Raw genomic sequence first — 21,802 nt, forward strand, 5'->3', positions numbered from 1 at the left:
GTTTACTGAAAGAGTTGATATGTATGAATGATAATCGCAATAGTTTCGCCTAAAGACCAAATGATAAAAGCACCAACTGGAACAGCTTTTTCGTTGATTTTAAAGATTTTTTTGAGATAGTCAGATAGTTTAACAACGGCATTTATCGGAACTAATAATACCAAGAAAACAATTAGGCAGACAAAGAGAATTGCCAAGATATCTAATAATAAAATAATCATCAATAATAAACCTTTGGTAGCAAACGCGTAGATTTTGACAATGTATAGCCAACCGATAAAATCGAGTTCAAATTTTTCAAAGAAATTTTGATAGCTTGTTACAAATTGTTCCGCATCGTAATCGGGTAAAAAACTATTAATAACAGGCACTTTTTGAAACATATCGCAGATAAATTCTAACGGATAGGCGAGTGCTATTGTCCATGATTCTGGGAGAATCCACTGTTGAATTGCGGCAAAAAAGAGTGCGGCAAACAAGACTGCAAATCGGTAATCGGAAATGGTTTCTGAAAACATAGAACCTACAATTGCAATCACAATCAAACCTGCAACTAAAAAGATACTTCCGTATGCCAGCAGTGTCATCACGAGAGAAATTCCAAAAAAGAATCCGACAGCATATAATAAAAATGAAGGAAGTTTTTTAAGTATCCATTGTTCGAGTCGCGCCTTTTTTTCATCGCTCAAAAATTCAAACGCAGCCGCAGGAACGGCAAAATATTTTAATACATCCGAAATGTATAAAATCACAGTAAAGTTGGTCATGATGTTTGTTATTTTTCAAAAAATCATTCAGAAAAATACTAAAAAAATCCTTTCGTTACGGAAAGGATTTTTATGATTTGTTGTTTTTATATCGTTTTACTGACTGCAATTACCGTCTATAAAGTCTTGTACTGTAGGATTGTAAGCATTCCCCACAATCACGGCGCAAAGCGAAGCTCCACTATTATCCCATTGGTAAGAGTTCATAAATGTTTCAATGGCACAGTAATCCGTCAAGCTTGGATTTGGACCATTGATGTAACCCGTACAAAAATTCTCCCATTGTATCGCTCCAATGTTGACAGCGTTGAAAATACTTGGTGTAAATGTGGTTAAATTGTCAAGACCATTTAGGTTTTGTAAGTTTTCATTGTTGGCAACAATTAAAATTCGAAGTTCTAAAAGTGATTCTAGTCCAACAAGTGTGACAAGCGCATCATTATTGTTGATGGTTAAATCGAGTACTTGTGTCAAATTTTGAAAAGCCGTTAGCGAATTTAGCGCGTCGTTATCGTCAATAGTTAAAAAGCGTAATTGTGTAATGTTTTCAACGCCTGACAAAGAAGTTAACACGTCATTATTGGAAATTCGTAAATCATTTTCAGCACCTAATTGTAAAATATCAATTCCTTGTAATGAGGTCAAATTTGCATTGTTCATAATTCGTAGTCCCTGCTCTACTGTTAAGTTACTAGGAATTCCCGCCAGTGATGTTAGTCCGTCATTGTTGTCAATTTTCAAAGATTTGATGCTTGCTAAGCTACTAAATCCTGCCAAAGATGTTAGGGACGGATTGTTGCTAATCAATACTTCATAACCGTCTACATTAGAGATATTTTGTAAATCTTGCAGCGTGGTAAGGTTTTCATTTCCAGCAATTCTTAAATATCCTGTAATTGAAGTGATGGTTGCTAATGGACTCAAATCGGTAATGTTTGTGAAATTATTTAAGTTACCGATGGTAACATTTCCATTAATTTGTGTAAAGCCAAATCCGCCAAAATCATTAACTTCTTCTTGCGTAGCTAAGACTATATTTCCATTAAAAGTTCCGCCCGTATCTTCACAGGTGCTTACGGTTCCTAAATTGACAGTAGTTCCATCAAGTGCAACGTTTTCTAAAAAAGTCCATTGATTGGAATCAAAGTCAAATATTTGAATATTTACAGTCATTGTATCGCAGTTTGTTAGCGAAATACTGATGGTTCCATCTGCAATAAAATACGTATTTAAATCATCAATATACACATATCCATTGGTGATAGGATTTCCGTTACAATCTGTAGCCATACCTGTAATGTCTGTTGAGGTGAGATTGTCATTAGTAAACGAAATATCTACATTCGTATTTGTAGCAAAACCACCAAGCGTTTGACTATGTACCAATTGACCTGAACAAATTCCTGAAGATTCATAAATTTTAACTTCAATTTCTTCATTCATTGGAATCCATCCACATTCAACAGCTTGGTTTGCTGTTACATAACCGTAATATATAAACTGTTCGTTTGAAGCTAGCCTTATAATCGTTTGATAGGGCACAGCAAGATTTGTATTGGCATCTGTTATTGAAAAACACAAATTGATTAAATCATAAGGAATATCGCAGTTCCACCAAGTAAAGTGTGAAACTTCTGCTACATACATATTTGAGAATCGTACAGCTTGTCCTTCTTCTTTCCAATACCCTCTTTCTTCGTCAAAATACCACAATGGAATAAAGTCAGGCGCATTGTTTGTATTGGAAAAATCAATTGGAATTTCAATGGTAGCACGGTTAAATTGATTAATGTTTAACGGTTCTCCAGAAGGTGAAAATAAATTGACAGAAATCATTCCGTAAGTCTCCAAAGTTCTTGCATCATTATTGCTATCTTGAGCAAATAAGCTTCCAGGCATTCGTCTAAATGTATCCGCGCTGTTTGGTCCCAGATAGTCTAACATTACATCAACTTGTCCTGTATATGTTGTTCCATCTTCGCGCACAAATCCGCCACTAAAATTGACTTTTACACCATTATCAAGTGCTACTGTTGAGAATTCTCCAGAATTGACAGTTGCGACAATGTTTTTCTTCAACATGGTAATTAAAACTCTGTTTTCGCCGCCAACTTTTGGAATCACGACTCTTGAAGCATCAAGATAGCCTTCTTTTTTAGCTTTGATGTAGGCGAAATTTTCATACACATCCGCACTTTTAATTAAAAATATTCCGTCTCTATTGGTAAAAACGGTGACGTTTCCGATAGTGACTTGTACATTGTTTAATTTGGTTCCGTTGTTGTCTTCTATAATTCCAGAAAAATCTCCTGTGGTAAAGTTTCCAAAATTTTCCGCGATGAATTCTTCATCTCGTAAAATGTCTTCTTGGGTTTGCAGGTTTGGGATTGTTCGCGTATCTAAATCGTCATTTTCACAATTTTGCAGACTTAAAACGCACACGAATGCAATGGTCAGTTTTAGTAATTTTTTCATAAAAATGGGTTTTGGTTGTGTTTTTTAGATGTGAAAACTTTCAAAAGGTTGCGTAAACCATCACAAAGTTTACAAATAAAATAACTACTCAGGATTTTCAGCGGTCATTTGTAAGATGGTTGCTAGTAAAATCACAATAACACAACCCACTAAATTCAACCATAAAAACGGCATAATTTCTATATACCAAATTCCTATGACAATGATTTGCGTTATTAATGCTGCCATAAATACGGCATTTCCTTTTACTTTCTTAAAGAAGAAAGCTAATAGAAAAATTCCCAGCACATTTCCATAAAATATAGAACCGATAATGTTTACTAACTGGATTAAATTTTCAGCCAAACTTGCAAAACATGCAATAATGATGGCTAAAATTCCCCAACCGAGTGTAAACCATTTGGTTGCTTTTACATAGTGTTCATCATCTGCATTTGGATCTACAGAAGGCACACCTTTTCGATTGCGTTTGTATAAATCGATAGACGTAATCGTGGCTAAGGCGTTGATTTCAGAGGCCGTTGATGACATGGCAGCGGACAGAATTACCGCTAATAATAAGCCAATTAAACCGCTTGGTAAATATTTTAAAATGAATGAAATAAACATGTAATCGCGGTCATTGGTTTCGCTGTCTTTTGCTGCGTATTTGTACAATGTTTTGAGTTCCGCTTGTTTTACTTTGTAGATTTCACTTTCAGGATTTTTTTCTAAAGAAGCGACCTCTTTTTTCAATTTATCATATTCTGTAGCATATTCCGCATCAATCGCACGTTTGATTAAATATTTGGATTCAGCGCGATAGGATTTTTCTATACTATCTAAGCGTAATAACTGTTGTTTGTCGGCTGTGTTGTATGATTTTGCCAATTGCACACTAACCGCTTTTTTCTTCTCGAAAAGCGCTGTTTGTTTTTCTTGCAAGGCTTTGTAATCATTGGCATATTCAGAAGCCAACACTTTCTCCGTAGAAGCATCAATAAAGTTCAATGGTGCGGGATTGAATTGATAAAACACAAACACCATCACACCAACTAATAAGATGAAAAACTGCATTGGAACTTTCAACAAACCATTAAACATCATTCCCCAACGCATTTCTTTGACTGATTTCCCTGAAAGATAGCGTTGTACTTGACTTTGATCGGTTCCGAAGTAGGAGAGCATCAAAAACGTTCCGCCAAGAATTCCCGTCCAAACGGTGTATCTATTATCCAAATCGAATGAAAAATCCAAGACTTCCATTTTTCCACTCGCACCTGCAATATCTAAAGCTTCTACAAAGCCAACATCTTTTGGAATTAAATCTAAGGTAATGAAGAACGCAGCAAACATTCCCGCAAAAATGACAAACATTTGTTGCTTTTGCGTCACGCTTACGGCTTTCGTTCCGCCAGAAACGGTGTAGATGATTACTAAAATTCCGATGATAATATTCAACGTGATTAAATTCCATCCCAACACAATTGACAAAATAATTGCAGGCGCAAAAATGGTGATTCCCGCTGCCAATCCTCGCTGAATGAGAAATAAAATTGCTGTTAAGGTTCTGGTTTTTAGGTCAAAGCGATTTTCTAAAAATTCGTACGCTGTGTACACTTTCAGTTTGTGATACAGCGGAATAAACACCATACAAATAATGACCATAGCAATAGGCAATCCGAAGTAAAATTGCACAAATCCCATTCCGTCGCTAAACGCTTGTCCCGTTGTTGATAAAAAGGTAATAGCACTTGCTTGTGTTGCCATGACCGACAAGCCAATCGTCCACCATTTTGTGGAGCTTCCGCCACGAATATAATCTTCCGAGCTTTTGCTTCCACGCGTTTTCCAAGTTCCGTACCCTACAATGGCGGTAAGTGTTCCAATTAAAACAATCCAGTCTAATGCTTGCATGCGATACGAATTAAGAGAACATGTTCATGATGAAGTAAAATAAAAGTATGTACGCCAAGTTTGCTACTAAAATGACCGTGTACATTTTTTTCCAAACGAATTTTTTAGTGTCGCTCATACCTTAGTTTTTTAGTGTTGATTGTTTAACGATTTGCGCTTTGCCCACCGAAATCATATTGGTGAATAATTTGTACGCACCAGGAACGCCCGCAGGTAATTCGCGGAAAAAGCTCAATCCTGTGTAAATGTAGTTTCCTTTGCCGTATTTGGCGATGAGCAGACTTCCTTTTTTGGCAGTTTCACCTGTATCGTTCATGGAAAGAATCGGCGTGAATTCGCTTCCCCAAGTGTTTGGAAAATACAATCCGCGTTCTTGTACCCAACCTTCAAAGTCTTTGGCTTCTATTTTGTTTGGAAAATTTACTAAAGAATGGTCTTTCGCGATGATTTCTACCGTTGCATTTTCGTCTGTGACACGGTCGCGTGATAGTTGTAAGTTGTACGGAGCCAATTCGTTCGGAGCTACATTAAGACGGCGATTGGTATTGTATTGTACAATCACGTTTCCACCATTTTTTACATAGTCTAGAATGTATTTTTGCTTAAATTTTAACTCGTCAACCGTATTATACGCACGAATTCCCACTACTACCGCATCGTACTTTTGAAGCAACTCAGCATTAATTGTTGAAGGATCAATGATTTCTACGTCGTATCCAATTTGACGCAAACTCTCAGGAATGGCATCACCCGCACCTTGAATATACCCAATATATTGTCCACTTTTTTGAATATTCAAGCGGACAACTTTCGTTTCAGAAGGTAATAGTACCGATTGTTTCGGTATATGGTCGTATTCAATTTCGCTCAAGGCTTTTGTATATTTTTTATCACCAATAAACACTTCTGGTGTCAATACACCTTCACTTTGCGTAGATGGTGGCACCACTGTAAACATCAGTGTGACTTCGTCGCCTTTTTGTTCAATGGTAAGTTTTTGCTTTTCAGGATATACTTTCCAGCTATACGGATGTTTGATAGAAACATAACCGTCAATATTATCTTTTCCTGCTTTAACGGTTACAGGTATTTCTTTGGTAGCATCGTCAGAGAAAATGATGACTTTATCTGCAAAATCAGCAGTGACTTCTGGTAATATTTCAAACGGTTGATACAATTCGCCTTTGTCTGGTTTTGAATAGCGATAGACTACAGGTTTTGTTATCGTGATTGGCGTTCCTTCAATTTGTAGATTGAATTTTATCGTTGCTGGTCGCGGTGTTTCTGGCAATCCACGCAATTGTTGGTTTGGAACTTTGTACATGCCCAACGTGCCTTTTTCAAACAACCAATACGGCGCAGAATAGTCGTCCGTTGCGATGTTGATATTTAATGTAAAGTTTTCTCTGTTATTTGGTTGCAATGCAAGGTCTTTTTTGTCTGTTTTATTATCAATGGAAGATGTTGTAGAGATTAATTTGATGTTTGCATTACTCCTGTTGAGCGCTTCAATATTGACATTTATAGCGCTTCTCGGCGTAGCGCTTGGCGCTGCTGCAGATGCTTCTAAGTACAATCCGGCGCAAGCCTGAATAATTGCTTCAATTTCTGCCAGTTTGATGGTTTTCCAATGTGCATCTTCCAACTGTTGAATCAATTTGTAAGCGTTCATCAATTGTGGCAAATGTGATGCAGGATTTACAAAGTTGAAGTCTTTTTCAATGGCATATAAAATATTTCCAATCGCTTTTCCGCCTTTGACACGATTCCAAGACGTATCAATTCCTGAAAAGATATTGCTTTTATCTTCTGGAAAGTCACCTTTTAAAAATTCGATGTATTCTTCTTGTGTTCCGCGCGTGGTCAATCGCCCAAATCCTTGACATAAGTGTTGACTACTCGCAATAGACGCCAATTCGTTATTCGATAAACCTTTCAGTGGATAATACACCCCAATATCAAAATTGAGCATTTTGCTTTTATCGGCTTTTTCAAATTTTTCTTGACTTCCGTAAAACCACCAAGAAGTGTTGAAAAATAAGCGTTTTGGTTGCCAAGCATCGTATGTTTTTAGTTGCGACGTATATTTTGTGTCATCGCCAGCCAAATCGAATGCTTCCATACTCAACATGGCAGACGTGGTGTGATGTCCGTGTGTTCTTCCAGGTGTTCTGTGATCAAAACGATTGATGATAACATCGGGTTTAAATTTTCGAATTGCCCAAACCACATCGCTGAGTACTTCATCTTTGTTCCAAATGTCCAACGTTTCATCCGGATGTTTGGAATAGCCAAAATCATTGGCGCGTGTAAATAATTGTTCTCCACCATCTACACGACGTGCTGCAAGAAGTTCTTGTGTACGAATGACACCCAATTGCTCACGAATTTCGGGTCCAATTAAGTTTTGTCCGCCATCACCACGTGTCAACGATAGATAGGCTGTTCGCGCTTTCACTTCATTGGACAAATAGGAGATGAGTCGTGTATTTTCATCATCGGGATGTGCGGCTACATATAAAGCAGATCCTAAAAAATTGAGTTTTTGTAGTTTCTCGTAGATTTGGTTGGAGGAAAGTTTATCTGGTTTTTGTGCTGAAATCGTAGATAGAAACAGACAATTCACTAGAATAAACAGTACTAATTTTTTCATTACAAATGATTTGGTTAGGATAACTCTCAAAAATAGAAAAGTTCAGCAATTCGTATCTATTTTTAACGTTCTTTAACTTTCGTAATTGCATAAAAAAAGCGAACCGAAGTTCGCTTGTAGTGTTACATTTCTAAAATGGTTAGCATCCATTGCATCTTGAATAGCAATCAGAGTCACAAGAACGCGTGATACAAACTTTTTCATCTAACGAGTGTGGTACAGTTATAGTCCAAGGCAGTGGAATTGGCTCAGGACAATACTGTGATTGGTCTGTTGTTGGCGCGCCTCCAAAGACATTGTTTTCCAAATTAGAAATCGTTTTTTTACCTAATGAAAGGTTTTTGAAAGTTCTTTTTTTCATTTTAAATCTATTTTAAGTTTCGAGTTCAAAGAACGAAATCGTTACAAAAAAATAGTAGGGGAAAAACACGGATTCCCTTTTGGAGAAACACTTGAATTTTTTGGGGATAAAAAAAGCGAACCGAAGTTCGCTCTGAAAATGGTTAGTACTATGTTTTTAGTTTTTAACGTTTAGTTTTTGTTTGAGAATTTTATTTTCTTCTTTTAGTGTTTTGATTTCCTTGTTCATTTCAATCATATACAAGGTTAACTCTTCAATTTTTTGGAGTAATTTAGAGTCCATTTCACCTAAAAGAATACCGTTTTCTGCGACTTCTTTAGCTGAAGGAATGTCTTTTAAGTGTCCTTTTTCGTTAATATGTTGTTCTACCTCTTCTAAAGATGGAAGAGCGTAATTACTTTCAAATACAAAATCAGACCAACCTGTTTCAACTTTCACTTCTTTGGCGCGAACTTTTCCGTTTACAGCAAGTTTCCAATTTTCAGTTCCGCCTACATCGGTAGTTCCAATCCCGATATTGCTATCTGTGAAAATGTCGCCTTCTATTAAGGCACTACCATCTTTGACAACGAATTTGTGTGATGGTTCGTAGGTTGCATATTGTCCAATTACTATTCTTGAATCAGATTTAGGCATTTGAAGATACACCTTATTATTAGTAATACTGCCTTCATCTATTTTGAAAAATTCAGCTCCATTTTCATCGTACATTACCATTGTAGATGTTGACAAACTATTTGTTATTCCGAATCGCCATTTTGAATTCTCATCTGTCATTAAGAATTGTAATTGAGCACTTGTGTTAGTCGACGGATTATTATTTACATAAAAATCAAAATTTCGTCTATTAGTAGTCCATTCGCTTCCAATTTGTAAAGCAAACGCTGGATTTCCGTTATTAGTTAGGATTGCTTTTTCAGCTTTAATTGTCCCTAAAACTTCAAGTTCATCAGTTGGTGTAGTTGTTCCAATACCTACATTTCCTGTAGTGGGAAATGTATTATTTTGTGACTGTATAGTACTAACTATTAAAATTGTTAGTAAAAAAGTTAATTTTTTCATGACTTTTATGAGATATTTTATTTTTAATTTATTTGTATAGAAATTATTTTACAAGGACAATTTTATGCGTAAATAAAGAATTCTTACTTGTTGATACTTTTAGGAGATATATTCCACTTGTTAATTCAGATATATCCAAAACAGGAGTCTTTTGGTAATTATAATTCTCGTATTGCATTACAAGGTTTCCTTGTATTGTAAATAATTGAGCAGTATGTATGTTATCTGTTTTAGAATTGAATGATAATGTAATTATTCCCTTAGTAGGATTTGGATACACAGTAAGTTTGTCCTTTTGTGTAGTGTCTTCTTTTTCAAAAACTTGAGTGTTATTTTGAGAAACTTGCCTACTACTTGGCACACAAACATCATTGATTGTATTATCTGCTTTTAGCGTAATGGAGCCGTTGGAATTAGGCACTAAATGTGTCCCTTCTTTTAAACTGATACTGTTATTTGCTACAAAATTCACGACTACGTCATCTTTAAAGGTCACATTTTCAATAGATACATCGTTATTAAATTTTTCTAAGTCAAACTCGTAACGATAAAAAACATGGTCTTTAATGACGGCATTTCCATCACTTTTTTGCATTTCGTGTACAAACTCAACGGCGTTTCCTGTTTCAAGTTTTCCTGCACCAATATAGCCTTCCGCAAAGGTGTTTACAGGTAATACTTCGATATCTTTTGTAGTAAGCTTCAGAATACTTTCTACTTCATTAGGAAGTAAACATTCATTCAATTTGAACATTAATGCAATAGTTCCTGTTACGATGGGCGTTGCTAGTGAAGTTCCTGAGGCATATTTGCCTAAATCGTCATCTAAATCACAACCATATTCAAAATTTTTGTGTCTCGGTATGCTATAACCGGGAGCGCATATGTCTACCATTTCGTTTAACGTATGCATGTATGTTTCATCAGGTTCCCAATATTGTGAATAGACTCCTCTCGGATTTGTTGGATCACTGTAATTTATAGTGTCTGTATAATCAACAGAAACAAGTTCTGCTACCGAATCCTCTATAAATCGCAGGTAATAGTCATCAGGAGGAAAAAAAATCAGATCATCATTTGCGTTTGGATAGTTATTGATAGTATACCAATGATTTACACCAGATACAGATATGACATTGTCATAAGAGGCTGGGTAGCTATATCTTAAATCGAGGCCATTACTATCAAATGAAGTGAAATTTCCAGCTGCAGCAACTAAAACTACACCGTAATCTTCTACGATTTCATTGATGCATTCTTGTTGGTCACTACAATATGGGCTTGAAGCTGAATATTGAGAAGGCGGTACATTTGTGGAAAGTCCCCAACTCATGTTGATAACTTTTGCACCGTTTTGTGCTAAAAGAAGTAAATTGGGATATGTATTTGGCCAACTCCAATTAGTTGCGATAAGATCACAGTCATAACAAACACCAGTAGTGATAAAATTATTATCCCCTTTTGCCGCAGCAATAACACTCACTCCTGTTCCGTGAGTTCTACTTCCAATATTGCAATCTACAGGAAATGTTGCTCCATAAGGATTTATATAGGATACTTTGCCTGATAATTCTGGACTTTGATCGTCTACTTTAGCATCTGATATTCCTATTGTGATGACTTTGTTTATAGAATCTGTAATACCCCAAGCTTTTGGAGCATCAATATATTCTAAATCTTTTCGATCAAAAACTAAGGTGTCATTTTGAGTTCTAGTTGCATTCACAACATAATCACCTGGATAATGAGGTGTATAACTCAGTTCAGGTAGCTTATCGGTAATATCTTCGATGGAAGTGTAGATTCCTGGAAAGGTAGTCAACATATCATCGACAATTTCTGTAGAAGTGGTTACCATGATGAAAGCATTTCGCAAGGTTGTTCTATTTGAAGTTGGATAGGCTTGATAGAATTCATCAATGGTATACTTTGAGAATAAATCTTCTTCATCCGTATCTGTTCCTATGTACTCCATGTAATTTCCCTGTTTTTCAAACTCTGGAGCTGCGGCTTCATTAATGGTTTTTACATAATATGTTTTCTGTGCATGTATGTAACTGCCACTTAACATGTAGACTACAAAAAATAAATACAAAATAATTTTTTTCTGCATAAGCGATGGTTTTAAAAATTAATAAAATGTACATATATAAATTCTCACTTCCTCAATATTTCACCTTTGAAAAAGTAAGGGTAACACATAAAATAATGAGTCAATTCATCAAAAAAAACACCTTCATAAAAAAAGCGAACCGAAGTTCGCTTAACATACATATTGAATTGATATGTTCTTAATAACATGCTCTTGGGCTAATGCTTTCGCATCTTGGATCCCAATAACAAGCCGTTATGTTTTGCTCAGAATAACATTGTCTGTTATTAGAATCATAACCGCCAATTGGCGAACTTCTTTCCATGCTAGAAATTGAATTTTTGTTAAGTTTTAAGTTTTTAAGTTCTCTTTTTTTCATGAGTTTTAATTTTATGGTTTGAATTTATAATTTATGCTTCACAATCTTCCCAATAACAAGAACCTGTAGAACCACAATTTACTTGTGTTTGACAATTATTGGTATTACCGCCACCATTGCCAGTATAAGGACAATAACAATCGCTCGCAAACGGTTCTGGCTCTGAAGATGGACAGTCTTGCCAAAAGCAAGAACCGTTGTTTGATTCATAGCCACCTTTTGCAGTGTGCAGCTCCAAGTTTGAAATGGAATTTTTATTCAGTTGTAAACTTTTAAATGTTCTTTTTTTCATTAAGCTACAATTTTAATAGCACGCATAACATTGTCCATTGTACCATTGAATACCATAGCCAAAACAACGGTCTTGTGGCCAGCTGATTGGCATACCGCCTGTTCCGCCACATATTCCACGTCCTCCACCAGTTACTTTTTGAGACGCTTTCGTTAATACTTTTGTTCCTTCAAGATTTGAAATGTTCTTTAACATGATTATAATTTTTTTGGTTAACGGTGAGAAAGTATAAAAAATGTTGCTAAAATTGGTACGGAAACACCGTACTTAACATTGGGTTTGGCACGTTTTGTGTGTTTTCTGAATAAATTGCGTAGCTTTGAAAAAATCGATTAAACCACTATTTAGTACCAAAAAATCCATGAACATTCTTAAAAAAACTGCTTTTTTGTTGCTGCTTGCATGTTTTGTAAGCTGTACTACTTCCGAAAAAGAAACTAAAAAAATGAGCTCTTACGCCAATGATACCCATTCGTACGCAAAACCGAATGAAGCGGTTGCGAAACATTTATTGTTAGATATTGATGTTGATTTTGAGAAAAAAATTATCTCAGGAACCGCCACGTATACCATCGAAAGTTTCAATGCTACCGAAATTGTGTTTGATGCTAAGTATTTACTCATTCACCAAGTGTTTGTAGATGGAAAAGAAGTCGCTTTTAAGCTTGGCGAAAACGATGCTATCTTGGGACAATCGCTACGTATTCCAATTGATAATGATTCGAAAACAGTTTCCATTAGTTACGAAACTACCGATAAAACGGAAGCCTTGCAGTTTTTAAATCCGCAGCAAACTGCCGATAAAGAACATCCGTTTTTATTAACGCAAGGACAAGCCATTTTAACCCGAACTTGGATTCCTATTCAAGACAGTCCACAAGTGCGTTTAACCTATTCTGCCAAAGTCAAAGTGCCAAAAGAACTCATGGCAATTATGAGCGCGAAAAATCCGAAAGAAAAAAACGAAACAGGGCAATATAGCTTTGAGATGAATCAACCGATTTCCCCGTATTTAATTGCGTTGGCTGTTGGCGATTTGGTGTATAAAGAAATTAGTCCAAGAACAGGCGTATATGCTGAAAAATCTATGATTGACAAAGTACATGATGAATTTGCCGACATGGAAAAAATGGTAGAAGCTGCTGAAAATTTATACGGTCGGTATGCATGGGACCAATTTGATGTAGTCGTGTTACCTCCGAGTTTCCCGTTTGGAGGCATGGAAAATCCACGATTGACCTTTGCAACGCCAACAGTCATTGCGGGCGACAGAAGCTTAACGAGCTTGATAGCGCACGAATTGGCACATTCGTGGTCAGGGAATTTAGTGACAAATGCTACTTGGAACGATTTCTGGCTGAATGAAGGTTTTACGGTGTATTTTGAGATGCGCATTATGGAAGCGTTGTACGGAAAAGAATATGCAAACATGCTCGCATCTATCAGTAGACAAGATTTATCGGATGAAATTAAAAACTTGCGAAATCATCCAGAAGCGACACGTTTAAAGCTAGATTTACAAGGAAAAAATCCTGATGATGGCATGAACAGCATTGCCTACGACAAAGGCTATTTGTTTTTACGAACGTTAGAAAAAACGGTAGGACGCGATGAAATGGATGGTTTTTTAAAGGAATATTTCAAAAAACATGCGTTTTCTACTATGACTACAGAAAAGTTTGTAGAATATCTAAACTCACAGCTTTTAGCAAAAAATAATATAGATTTCAACGTAAACGAATGGATTTACAAAGCGGGAATTCCAGGAAATGCGGTTACAATCAAATCGGATAAATTCAAAGAAGTGGATAAAGTATTGTCCGATTGGCAATATAAAACGATTGAATCCGAAGAAGTATGCCAACAAGATTGGAACATTCAGCAGCAAATACATTTTATTCGAAATATTCCACAAGAATTGTATGACGGATTGTTTGAAAAATTAGATAACGCATGTAATTTCTCTTCTGCGAGCAACTCATACATCGCAATGGTTTGGTTTGAACAAGCCATCAATCATAATTATCACGGAAATAATGTCGATCAGCAAATAGAAGATTTTTTAATGAATGTCGGTCGCCGTTGGTATGTATCTACCATTTACAAAGCGCTCAAGCGTAACAATCGTTTGGACGAAGCCAAACGTATTTACGAAAAAGCACGTCCAAATTATCATGCAGTTACGGTAAATACCATTGATGACATGTTAGGCGTTTCGTATTAATTTGTATTAAACAACGTTGATTATAATAAATTCTAATTGTCAGTTGGAGCGCAGTCGAGAACACATAAAAAGAAAAAGGATATATTGAGGGCACAATATATCCTTTTCTTAATGAGATGATATCTAAGCCAGCAGGTTAAGCGTGGAATTATGACTTAAATATACTAGTAAATAATTTATCAGATTATTATTTTAAATATCGTAAAATTTTATAACTTTTAGTTACGGTTTTACCATATACCCACTACATGAATGCAGTTGTATCATCGGCTGTTTTGTAGGATTAAAGCCCCAATTCTTTGCGAAGAATGCTATCTTTTACACTATTTTTAGACCAATATGCCGTTTTTAACTGATGGATTCTTTTCGCTTTTGTCGTTAATTTTCCTGATGAATTTCCTGTTGTTTCTGTCCATCCCAAAATGTCGTGAGGGAAGTTCGTGCGGAACTGAATTTCGAGTGTTCTATTCAAATCTGGATAACTAATTGTATAGCTTGAAGTTTCGTCCGCTGTTTCCAATGTTGTGTTTGCCGAATACGCCTTAGCAGGAATATGTCGCATGCGAATTAATTCAAAAGACGGAATGATTTGATGCGTTCCTGTTGGTAATTGTGAAGGATCTATTCGGAGTTTTGTCCACAATTCATCTTCTAAAAAGGTTTTCTCTAGTGTAAATTGTTGGTCAGATTCACGTTCAAAATAGGAATACGAATCTAATTGAAACTGCTCTCGGTTGTTCAATTGCATAAACACGTGTCCGCACCATTCTTGCATAGAAAAACTCACTTTCATCGCGTGCTGATTGTTCGCCACAGGATAAAATGTACTTGTCATGACACTATACGGATAAATTCCTGTGTAAAACTTTTTCGTTGCGTTTAGCTTTAAAATCGGAACATTGTTAGCGCGTTGTTCATCTGCTTTTACCTGCTTTACAGGATTAAAATCTTCGGTGACATATACCAAAACCGCTTTTCCTTTGTGAATTTCGCCATAGCGCGCTTGTTCCAGTTCAAAAGAAGTCAATTCAGCGTTGCCAGCATACCAATACTCCTTAAATTCTTTCGAGGTTGGTTGCGCTTTTTGTGTTGGAGTTTGTGTGGTAGACGTGGACGTAACGGTTGTAGTTTCATTTTTAATGTTAGAACAGGCAATAATAGTTCCAACAATGGTAAGTCCAGCCAAAATAAGATGTCGGGAAATGGATTTCATCGTTTTTCCATAAAGATACTTAAAAACAATGGTGTTGCCAATGGTTTAACAAAGTGTTAAAATAATTTCAGGGTATTTTTTCGGATGCGGAAACTGACAATGATAATGATAAAAAGTGTCAAAATAGCGGCAATCACACATACAAAACTAGTTGAAGGCTCTGCTGCTTGAAGCGTAATTGGAGCTGCGTCACCGTGCAATACAAATCCTGCCCAATAAAAAGGTTTTGTAAAGTTGGCATCGTCTGTATTTTTCAAGTAGTTGAGTTTTGCTTTGCGCAAAGCGTTGGCTTTACTTTCGCCATTTTTTAAATACTTGTAAAAGTCAATCATGATGGTTTGCGTGACTTTATCTGGCACTTCCCACAAACTTGATAAGGTTGACGGAACACCTGCAAGTGTAAAGGCTCTGTTCATAGAAACCATTCCTGTAGCAGCATTCAGTTTGCCTTTTCCTGTGTTGCACGCGCTTAACACAGCTAAATCGGCATTGAGATGCAAACCGTACAATTCTTCCACGTACATTTTGGTATCGGTGCCGTTTTCATTAAAAACCAAATGACTCAATTCAGGAGTTTCGTTGTCAATATTCGCGTGCATTGCTAGGTGAATGATTTTTGCTTTGCGCGAATGTTTGATAAAATTGTTTTTGGTCGCTAAAAACGATTCAAAAAGGGTCGATGGAAAAATAGAAGCCAACAATTTTGATTCGTTTTCTGCGCCTATCAATCGTGTGTTGGTATTGCGCATGGCAAGTGCTTCAGAATTCGCCAACGCATCATTGTAACTTGGCGTAAATACCACAATTTCCTCGTTTTTCACCGTCTGATTCGTAAATGTAGCTTGATTGACAAACACCAAATGTGAGGCGTAGTTCATCATCGCTTCCTCAATCAGATACTTGTTTTGTGTGGTCATAAGTACCTCAAACGGTAAATAATGCAATACATCGTCTGGAATGACGGTAATTTCAGTAAATACACTCGTATCAAAAGGAAAAAGGGCGACATATAAATCGTGCGCTATTTTTGTATTTTCTTGCTGTTTGCTGATGGTTTCATAATAGTTTTCAACGGTTTGTAAAATTGCTTCTGAAGCCTCTAATTCATAAAAATCAACAGCGTTTTGCGTAATGGTAAATGCAAAAAGTTGCGCGCCAATTTTTTTATACTTTACAATCACTTTTGAAGTTGGCATTGCTTTTTGAATGGTTTCAATATCAAAATCTTCAAAAGCAAACAGAGCAATCTCAGGAAACGTTTCTTTAAGTGTTACTAGTTGTAATTGCAATTGTTTGTGGTATTCAAAAATAGCGGCGGTATCTTTTCTTCGTTTCGCTGCCACTAAGGCTTTTCGAAGCTTTTGTTCTTGTTGTAAAATAGCATCGGAAACAGCAGAAGCATTCAAGGAACGACTTTGACGAAATTGATTCCACGCCAAACGATTTTCAATCATTTCCATCCGATTTAACAACTCGTTCAGCTTAAATCCGTGATGTCCGTAGCCTAATTTTTTAAGTTTCAACATGCCGCCAACAGCCGTTTGGTAGTAGCGTGTTAGTTTTTGATTGAATACTTCTTCGCGATAGCAATTTTCAAACTGAATCAAGCCTAATTTATACATTTTCGCGGCAAGTGAAAGTATTGTTGGGTCTTTTGGATAGTGTTGTACAATAGTATCTGCCATTTCTACCAACAAACCAGTTTCATTCAAATCGTAACTCGGAACAAAGTTTGAAAAATCTTTTTTCAGAGCTGTTGTTCCTTTGTGAATTGTTTTTATAGCTTTCTCCAGAGATTGTATTGCTTGTTCTTTGTTGTCCAAAGCCAATAAAATATCCGCTTTTTTAGTTTCAAAATAGGAGCGACGTGCATCGTTTTCTGGTAAATCTTTCAATAAAGAATTCATCAATTTCAATGCTTCTGTATGCTTCTTTTCAAAAGAAAACGCCTTGACTTTATTAAATTGAAATTGATATACGTGTGATGCATACTGCTGTTTATTTAAGTTTTGTAAGGCTTTGTCTAAATATTTATGAGCCGATTGACAATCTGAAAGTGAAACAGCAACTTTGCGCAAATGCATATCGCCCAACATGTTTAGCGCAACAGCGTACATGCGTTTTTCGGGAGCGTTGAACGGTTGTTGTTTTTGCAATGCTTGAATTTTCTCTGTAGCGAATTCAATATCTTTTGGGAAAATTACTGTTTTTTGATCGATAATTTCAACAGCTTTATACGCAAAAAGCACAGGTTTGGATACTTCTTTCGGGTCTTTTACAATAGTTTTTTGATGTATTTGATAGATGGATTCCGCTTTCGAGAGATGGTTTTTCGCGTCGTCAATAAAACCTAAACTTGCTGCAGTTCCTGCAATGTCTGCATAAATGGAAACCAAATAATCATAATTTGGTTGTTGTACTTGTTCCATCAATACTGCTGCTTTTTTCGAGCTTTTATGTGAAGCTATATATTGTCCCAATTCGTATTCTGAAAATGCACGTTCATAGTATAATTCCGCTTCGTAATTCAATCCTGCATCCGATGTTGGACACAGTGAAATAGCTTTGTTATAAGAAGTGATGGATTGATCAAAACGTTTTAAATAATATTCAGAAGCGCCTTTATAAAAGTAGAGTTGCGCACGTTGTAGACTGTCAAGTTGCGATGTGTTGGTTTGTAAAATACCAAGCGTTTTTTCTGCGGAAGCGAACGAAGCGGCATAATCGCCATTGGTATATAATTTTTCCGTCGTATCAAGCAATGTCGATGCTGATTCTTGCGCATGCAAAAAGTGCTGCGAAGAACATAAAAACATGATGAATATACAACGTAAAATTAGGTTCACGTGTTGGTTATTTTAGGGAATCTCTTCTAATTTACATATTTATAAATAAATAAAGTAAGTTTATTTGTGAGATTCAAGTTTCTATGTATGAATGGTAATGATTGATATATGAACGGTAAATGAGTCTGTTACAACCCACAACCGTCCATATAAGTAACAATCCGAAACGTAAAAATCCGACATTGTTAGGTTTTGACACACTGAGTTATTGTGTGATTATTAGTTCTCTGGTAACTGTTCTTGAATTTGATAGGTACTAAAATTCAAGAAGTTTCCAGGATGCGCCAATACATTTTGAAGAATCAAAGGTGAATCGGGTTCTGTGCCTGTGTATTGTGTTTTTCCATCCATATTGACATCGTGAACATTGTATCCGTTGATGACGTAGGTTGGAAAGTTGAGGAAATTTCCCGAGTCATTTAATACTTCTGCTAAAATGCTGGGCACATCAGGATTGGTTCCAGAATATTGAATCACAGTATCTCCATTTACATTTCCAGCCCAAAGTGCTGTAGTCGTACTCGGAAATTGTATCTGCGCATTGGCGCCAAAGGTTGAAAAACTACTATCGGTAAAATTGACAACCGTGGTAGTGTCTCTTGAAAGTGCAATCGGATTTGACGACATTACACCCAAATGATTCCGATGTTTTATCACCACATAATGATTGCCTGGCGGAGCATTTAATAGCAATGAAGAAATTCCATCCAAACCTACAACATCACCGTCGCGTTGTACGAAGGCAGATTGTGAAGCGATTATTTTTGTAGTGTCATTTTCTGCTCGTAATTCTACCCAAACCCAATCAACAATAGCATTATTTCCAGTCACAGAAAATACCGAAGCATTTACGGTAGCATTGTCTGCATACGGACTTGTGGTTGGAATGTAATTGTTGACACGCAATGCATCGTTCATCAAGTCAGCTGTTTCCGGATTTACTAGCGGACCTTGCAAAAAAACAACAGGATTGAGAGTGATTTTAAATCGAGCCGAGATAAAACCTTCCGAAATATGGAATCCATTAGACACTTCTCGATTAGTATTCTCGCCAATACTATACACCAAACGTACGTTATTCACGGATGTAGTTGCGCCGCCAGCATCTACAGAAGAAATTACAGTTTGTTGTCCAAAACAGCTACTAATACAGAGCAACAGTATTATTTTTATACAATTCATGATGTTGATTTTAGTGTGTGTAATGAATTCGTACTTGTTGTATTGCCATTAATCCGTTGCCTGTCCAACCGCCTGTGCCAGGTTTTACGCGTACAAAAAAAGCTCTCCAAATATTAGTACTGGGAGATACTTGAAAATTGACATTATTTGCCGTAGCAATTTTGTTTGATGGGGGAAAGCTATTCGTATTTAAAGCGGTATTACTAATGGTAAAATTTCCATGAGCATTTGTTGTAGAATTAATTTGATGATATCCAATACTAAACTCTAAGAATCTGTTTGCTTGTCCATCACTTTCAGAGTACACATATTCGACCTTTTCAATGATAGCTCCTTTTGGTAATTGTATTGGTGCATATATTTCTGCAATATCTCCCGGTACATTTATAAAAGAACCAAAAAATACATCTCTCGTTAAGCCAATTCCATTTTCTTCATTTCCTTTTACGAAATCGAATGCAGAAACAACCAAGATTTCGGTATTGGCAGTTGTATTTGCAATCAAATTACCACTAGCATCAACTTTTACATTTCGTGTACCTGTTCCTGCTAAATTATTAATATTCACAACACCAGAATTTAATACTTTAAAAGCGGTACTTGTACTTCCAGAAGTTCCATTACCAACTTGAAAAATAGCATTCGGATCATACGTGTTATACAATCCTGTTGCCATTGCTCCTTGTGCATTTACGGTATTACCTAACCCAAATACAGCGGAATACGGGTTGCTTGCCGTATTTGCTTGTCCAAAAACAACGCTATGGTTTCCATCAACAGTATTACTAGAACCTGCGACAAAACCATAATTGGCATTAACTTCCACATTTTCTCCAAAAGATGCTGAATATTGTCCATTAGCGTCGCTTAAACGTCCAAAAGCAAAGGCAAAACTTTTTGTGGCTCTAGCATTATTTCCCATGGCAAAGCTATATTGGTCAGAAGTTGAGGAGGAAAGACCTCCTGCAAAACTGTACAAACCTATTGCACTTGTTTGACTTCCAAAGACAAACGAGTGATTACCCGAAGCTTCTGAATCCTCACCAACTGCAAAGCTAAAATTACCACTAGCAACGGTATTTTTTCCCAATGCTGAACTGCCTTCTCCAGAAGCTGTACTTGCGCCGCCAGCTGCAAACGCATTCTCACCTGAAGCCGAACTGCCATTTCCCATAGCAGTTGCACCAAAACCTGATGCAGTAGTTACAATTCCCGAAGCAAATGAAGAGTTTCCAGTAGCTCCATAGGTTGTATTTGGAAATGTTGTTGTAGAAAGGTCTACAGCGTTGTTTCCAATGTTTCCGAAATTATTAGCATTTTGCCCAATTAATCGCCAACCATTTCCGTTGCCTTCATCTAGTTGTTCCAAACCTGTACTTGGCGTTCCTACATTTGCATCTACGTAAGCTTTGGTAACCAATGCATTGCTTTGCGTGATTTCAGCAAGACTTAAATCGCTTGCAATAATATTTCCATCTGCTTTTACACTTAAAATATTTTTTCGAGTCATGTTATCCGCGCCGTTTCCAATGATGAGTAGCGCATCGGTTTCTTCTTCATTCCATTTTCCTAAGACGGTTTGTGCATTGATTTGATTGCTCGAAATGTTTCCAAAACCAGCTACCAACGAGTTGGAGCCGTTGGCTGTATTTTGTCGTCCCAAAACCGTGGCACCATAGCCAGAAGCTTGGTTGTTTTCGCCAAAAACGGTCGTAGAAATTCCATCAGCCGTATTGTTTCGTCCGCCAGCAAAGGAATACAATCCGCGGTTGGCGTTGTCCCACTGAGTTCCATCAACCGAACCCGCTCTAAAAGCAACTTTCGATTTGTCATAAAACATTCGGCTGTCAAAATTGATGCTGTTTTGATCTTCCGTACTGACGCTTCCTACCACAAAATTGGCATTGGTATTGGCTGCTGTGATGCGATTTGGAGCCGATTCAGAAAACGGACTCGAAACGCCTGCACTTTCCGCATATAACGCATACGGAACGGTTTTAAATTCGGTAGTGCCAAAATCTACAAAACCACTTCCTGTGTCAATTTCAGTTTTGATAAAATGTGTGTCCAATCCCCAAGAAATGCTAGTGAAATTTCCAGAAATGATATTTCCTTCTCCAATATTGACAATGATGATTCCGTTGTCGTCCGTAGTTGTGGTATGCGATTCTTTGTAGACTTCTGTCGTCATCATATTGCCTTCTAAAATCGTAAACTGCACTGTGACATTCTGATTAGCCAAAGGTGCGCCAGTGTTGTTTGAAATTAACGCTTTGTAATTGATACCGCGTGTTTGTGCATGATGCATTCCAACATAAAAAATGGACAATAATAATAGGAGTAGATGCCGTGTTTTCATA

At 36.7% G+C, this 21,802-nt stretch carries 16 protein-coding genes; 1 reads left to right on the forward strand and 15 read right to left on the reverse strand.

The window, feature by feature from the left end; translation table 11 throughout:
- Positions 1 to 2 precede the first annotated feature (2 nt).
- The 10 genes from C8N46_RS08215 to C8N46_RS08255 all read right to left on the reverse strand — a co-directional run bounded on the left by C8N46_RS08215 (position 3) and on the right by C8N46_RS08255 (position 12,172).
- On the reverse strand, positions 3 to 767 hold the full coding sequence (locus C8N46_RS08215) for a hypothetical protein (RefSeq protein ID WP_108114399.1): 765 nt from the start codon (positions 765 to 767) through the stop codon (positions 3 to 5).
- 96 nt (positions 768 to 863) lie between these two features.
- Positions 864 to 3,242 carry a leucine-rich repeat domain-containing protein gene (locus C8N46_RS08220; RefSeq protein ID WP_108114400.1) on the reverse strand — a complete coding sequence of 793 codons (2,379 nt, stop codon included), beginning with the start codon at positions 3,240 to 3,242 and terminating at the stop codon, positions 864 to 866.
- An 84-nt stretch (positions 3,243 to 3,326) separates the two neighbouring features.
- Positions 3,327 to 5,138: a sodium:solute symporter family transporter gene (locus C8N46_RS08225; protein ID WP_108114401.1), complete on the reverse strand. Its 1,812-nt coding sequence runs from the start codon at positions 5,136 to 5,138 to the stop codon at positions 3,327 to 3,329.
- A 121-nt stretch (positions 5,139 to 5,259) separates the two neighbouring features.
- A complete protein-coding gene (locus C8N46_RS08230; protein WP_108114402.1) occupies positions 5,260 to 7,791 on the reverse strand; it encodes a PIG-L family deacetylase in 2,532 nt (843 codons plus the stop codon).
- 139 nt (positions 7,792 to 7,930) lie between these two features.
- Positions 7,931 to 8,152, reverse strand: a complete 222-nt coding sequence (locus C8N46_RS08235; protein ID WP_108114403.1) for a hypothetical protein — start codon at positions 8,150 to 8,152, stop codon at positions 7,931 to 7,933.
- Positions 8,153 to 8,308: 156 nt separating this feature from the next.
- Positions 8,309 to 9,214, reverse strand: a complete 906-nt coding sequence (locus tag C8N46_RS08240) for a hypothetical protein (RefSeq protein WP_108114404.1) — start codon at positions 9,212 to 9,214, stop codon at positions 8,309 to 8,311.
- Between the two features lie 43 nt (positions 9,215 to 9,257).
- Positions 9,258 to 11,327: a S8 family serine peptidase gene (locus C8N46_RS08245; protein WP_108114405.1), complete on the reverse strand. Its 2,070-nt coding sequence runs from the start codon at positions 11,325 to 11,327 to the stop codon at positions 9,258 to 9,260.
- A 178-nt stretch (positions 11,328 to 11,505) separates the two neighbouring features.
- Positions 11,506 to 11,685 carry a hypothetical protein gene (locus C8N46_RS20130; RefSeq protein ID WP_146169765.1) on the reverse strand — a complete coding sequence of 60 codons (180 nt, stop codon included), beginning with the start codon at positions 11,683 to 11,685 and terminating at the stop codon, positions 11,506 to 11,508.
- A 31-nt stretch (positions 11,686 to 11,716) separates the two neighbouring features.
- Positions 11,717 to 11,977 (reverse strand): hypothetical protein, encoded by a 261-nt coding sequence (locus tag C8N46_RS08250; RefSeq protein ID WP_108114406.1) that lies wholly within the window; start codon positions 11,975 to 11,977, stop codon positions 11,717 to 11,719.
- A 12-nt stretch (positions 11,978 to 11,989) separates the two neighbouring features.
- Positions 11,990 to 12,172, reverse strand: a complete 183-nt coding sequence (locus C8N46_RS08255) for a hypothetical protein (protein ID WP_108114407.1) — start codon at positions 12,170 to 12,172, stop codon at positions 11,990 to 11,992.
- 166 nt (positions 12,173 to 12,338) lie between these two features.
- On the opposite strand from C8N46_RS08255, the gene C8N46_RS08260 reads away from it, so the two are divergent.
- Entirely contained in the window at positions 12,339 to 14,201 is a 1,863-nt protein-coding gene (locus tag C8N46_RS08260) for a M1 family metallopeptidase (RefSeq protein WP_108114597.1), read from the forward strand.
- Positions 14,202 to 14,484: 283 nt separating this feature from the next.
- On the opposite strand, the gene C8N46_RS08265 is transcribed toward C8N46_RS08260, so the two are convergent.
- From C8N46_RS08265 to C8N46_RS08280, 5 genes are all read right to left on the reverse strand, one after another.
- Positions 14,485 to 15,414 (reverse strand): septum formation inhibitor Maf, encoded by a 930-nt coding sequence (locus tag C8N46_RS08265; protein WP_108114408.1) that lies wholly within the window; start codon positions 15,412 to 15,414, stop codon positions 14,485 to 14,487.
- Between the two features lie 56 nt (positions 15,415 to 15,470).
- Positions 15,471 to 18,260, reverse strand: a complete 2,790-nt coding sequence (locus C8N46_RS08270) for a CHAT domain-containing protein (protein WP_146169766.1) — start codon at positions 18,258 to 18,260, stop codon at positions 15,471 to 15,473.
- A 73-nt stretch (positions 18,261 to 18,333) separates the two neighbouring features.
- Entirely contained in the window at positions 18,334 to 18,459 is a 126-nt protein-coding gene (locus C8N46_RS20945) for a hypothetical protein (protein ID WP_262498071.1), read from the reverse strand.
- A gap of 20 nt (positions 18,460 to 18,479) precedes the next feature.
- Positions 18,480 to 19,442: a hemagglutinin protein gene (locus C8N46_RS08275; protein ID WP_108114410.1), complete on the reverse strand. Its 963-nt coding sequence runs from the start codon at positions 19,440 to 19,442 to the stop codon at positions 18,480 to 18,482.
- 10 nt (positions 19,443 to 19,452) lie between these two features.
- Positions 19,453 to 21,801 (reverse strand): hypothetical protein, encoded by a 2,349-nt coding sequence (locus C8N46_RS08280; protein ID WP_108114411.1) that lies wholly within the window; start codon positions 21,799 to 21,801, stop codon positions 19,453 to 19,455.
- Position 21,802 lies beyond the last annotated feature (1 nt).

The organism is Kordia periserrulae, assembly GCF_003054265.1.
Taxonomy (GTDB): domain Bacteria; phylum Bacteroidota; class Bacteroidia; order Flavobacteriales; family Flavobacteriaceae; genus Kordia; species Kordia periserrulae.

Excerpts from the sequence above, each read along its gene's own strand:
- C8N46_RS08215 (WP_108114399.1), bottom strand. The coding sequence starts at position 767 with ATGACCAACTTTACTGTGATTTTATACATTTCGGATGTATTAAAATAT.
- C8N46_RS08220 (WP_108114400.1), bottom strand. The coding sequence starts at position 3,242 with ATGAAAAAATTACTAAAACTGACCATTGCATTCGTGTGCGTTTTAAGT.
- C8N46_RS08225 (WP_108114401.1), bottom strand. The coding sequence starts at position 5,138 with ATGCAAGCATTAGACTGGATTGTTTTAATTGGAACACTTACCGCCATT.
- C8N46_RS08230 (WP_108114402.1), bottom strand. The coding sequence starts at position 7,791 with ATGAAAAAATTAGTACTGTTTATTCTAGTGAATTGTCTGTTTCTATCT.
- C8N46_RS08235 (WP_108114403.1), bottom strand. The coding sequence starts at position 8,152 with ATGAAAAAAAGAACTTTCAAAAACCTTTCATTAGGTAAAAAAACGATT.
- C8N46_RS08240 (WP_108114404.1), bottom strand. The coding sequence starts at position 9,214 with ATGAAAAAATTAACTTTTTTACTAACAATTTTAATAGTTAGTACTATA.
- C8N46_RS08245 (WP_108114405.1), bottom strand. The coding sequence starts at position 11,327 with ATGCAGAAAAAAATTATTTTGTATTTATTTTTTGTAGTCTACATGTTA.
- C8N46_RS20130 (WP_146169765.1), bottom strand. The coding sequence starts at position 11,685 with ATGAAAAAAAGAGAACTTAAAAACTTAAAACTTAACAAAAATTCAATT.
- C8N46_RS08250 (WP_108114406.1), bottom strand. The coding sequence starts at position 11,977 with ATGAAAAAAAGAACATTTAAAAGTTTACAACTGAATAAAAATTCCATT.
- C8N46_RS08255 (WP_108114407.1), bottom strand. The coding sequence starts at position 12,172 with ATGTTAAAGAACATTTCAAATCTTGAAGGAACAAAAGTATTAACGAAA.
- C8N46_RS08260 (WP_108114597.1), top strand. The coding sequence starts at position 12,339 with ATGAACATTCTTAAAAAAACTGCTTTTTTGTTGCTGCTTGCATGTTTT.
- C8N46_RS08265 (WP_108114408.1), bottom strand. The coding sequence starts at position 15,414 with ATGAAATCCATTTCCCGACATCTTATTTTGGCTGGACTTACCATTGTT.
- C8N46_RS08275 (WP_108114410.1), bottom strand. The coding sequence starts at position 19,442 with ATGAATTGTATAAAAATAATACTGTTGCTCTGTATTAGTAGCTGTTTT.
- C8N46_RS08280 (WP_108114411.1), bottom strand. The coding sequence starts at position 21,801 with ATGAAAACACGGCATCTACTCCTATTATTATTGTCCATTTTTTATGTT.